The 1,912-nt window shown below is 67.4% G+C and carries 2 protein-coding genes; one reads left to right on the plus strand and one right to left on the minus strand.

What is annotated here, in order from left to right; translation table 11 throughout:
* Nucleotides 1-459 precede the first annotated feature (459 nt).
* Nucleotides 460-1,215, minus strand: a complete 756-nt coding sequence (locus tag AB0C36_RS43020) for a SpdA protein (RefSeq protein WP_358365239.1) — start codon at nt 1,213-1,215, stop codon at nt 460-462.
* Between the two features lie 372 nt (nt 1,216-1,587).
* Here AB0C36_RS43020 and AB0C36_RS43025 point away from each other — a divergent pair.
* Nucleotides 1,588-1,912 (plus strand): helix-turn-helix domain-containing protein (locus tag AB0C36_RS43025; RefSeq protein WP_358365242.1); only part of this gene is annotated, 325 nt, incomplete at its 3' end.

Genomic DNA, 1,912 nt, shown 5'->3' on the forward strand with positions numbered 1-1,912 from the left:
CACGCTGACGCAGCTCAAGCGGATAGGTGAACGGACGTCCCATAACTCGATCCTTACACGTAATCGAGTCCCCACTTCACCCGGGGCGGTTCACCGCGCGCTGATCACCGACGCCGGCCGTTGCTACCTTGAACACGGCCACCATCCCGACCGCTCGGATCCGGTGCCCCGAAAGCGTCGCACCGCGGGTGAGCGGTCCGCGACCACCACTACGGCAAGCCAGGACGCGGTTGCTCTCACAGCGACCAAGCCGCCCCGAAAGGCATCCGTCGAAGGCACAGCAGCCCAGCGTGTGAACGCCAAGTCCGCGGCAGCCACCACCGCGGCCCGGGACCTGCTCGACCGGATCACCGCGTCCGGCGGTGTCCCGCGCCTCGAGAACGTGGATCCCGACGCGAAGTCCGCGCACATGAAAGCGGTCACTCGAGCCAACAGCGTCGGTCTGGTTCCATGGCACCCCTACCAGGTGCAGACGGCACCCGGCGACGAAGTCGAACGCAGGGTCACGACGAGCTCACGTGATCGGACTGCTCCCACCCGGAGTTCTTTGCGGAGTGTCTCCGCAGAGATGGGACGTCGGTGAAGCTCCCAATGCTGCTGATCGGCGACGCGTGCACGTGCCAGCAAGTCTTCGACGTCCGTGGGCTGCTTGCCGATGTGCGCCGCCGAGAGCCCGCCTTTAGTGCGAATTTCGCCGTCCGTCAGCTGTTCTTTGTCGGCATGCCGGTCCGATACACCTGAACCGTCCTGCCGGGAGAACTGCGCCGGGCTTCGCGCAGGATCGTTCAACGCCTCCAGGAGTCCCGGGCCGACCTCTGCCCATCCGATGAGCAGCAGCGGGCCAACAGCGTCGAAGGCCGCCCGGCCGTAGTGGTGCGTGAGCAGGGGCTCGGCCACGTTCAGCGCCAGTGTCAGGAAGCTGGCGAGCACAAGCAGCCGCCACGCAGGCCGGACGATTGAGGGGCTGGCGCCGGCGAGGGTGAGCCGCCGGATGGCGAGCAGGAGGCCGAGCACGGACAGGTCCACTGCCGGGGCGACGAGCGGGGCGACCCAGGGGAAGACGCCCAGGCGAAGCGCCAGGGCCCAGACGTTGCCGAAGCCGAAGAGGAACGTCAACCCGATCACGGCGCCGATGATCACTGTCACTGCCCGCACGACGGTGTCCTGATCCGCGGCTGAACTGGGGTTTTCACAGGTAGTGATCGCGGAGGCCATCACAGCACGACCAGCTTCTGGAGGGGCTGGGTCATGGCGTTGGCGTAGTGGACGTGTCCCCCTCCGATCCTCCAGTTTTCCCCATCACTTGCGTATACCTCTGTGCCCTGGCCTGTTGAGGCTTTGAGGTGCGGAGCTTCCGGCCGTTGGTGCTGGATGTTTTGCTGCTTCTGGCGAGTGTCGCTCGGGCCTGCGATTTAAAGCACTCGTGGGGGCATCGCCTGCCCCTGAGGGACATGCCCGGCCCTCGGGCCGACACCGGCGTCGTGCGCCGTACGAGGCCTGACGGGACGCTGCGAGGCTGAGGAGCGACGAGATCCCTCAAAGTTCGCGCGCCTGTGTCGTTTCCGGGTCGGGATTCCTCCGTAAAGGGTGACCGTTTCGTTCGGCCCTGACGGGCCGCTCACCCTCGCGGAGGCCCTTGTGCGCGACAACGCCGACATCAGCGAAATCCCCTCCCCCGCTGCCGACTCCCCCGGTTCCCAGGCCGACGCGGTGCTGCTGCTGACGCCGGCGCAGGCTGCGGCGCGGTTGCAGGTGCGGGAGTCGTGGTTGCGGGCGAAGGTGTCCGCGCGGGTGGTCCCGTGCACCTTCGTCGGGCGGCATCTGCGTTTCTCCGAAGCGCCGGTCGAGGCCGCACGCCAGGCGATCGACGGACTGCTGAACATCGCGCAGGCGGCGCAGGAGTGGGGCGTAC

The sequence above is a fragment of the Streptodolium elevatio genome, assembly GCF_040649515.1.
GTDB lineage: Bacteria > Actinomycetota > Actinomycetes > Streptomycetales > Streptomycetaceae > Yinghuangia > Yinghuangia elevatio.

Bases quoted from the DNA above. Each gene is read 5' to 3' on its own strand.
- AB0C36_RS43020 (WP_358365239.1), bottom strand. From the start codon at position 1,215: ATGGCCTCCGCGATCACTACCTGTGAAAACCCCAGTTCAGCCGCGGAT.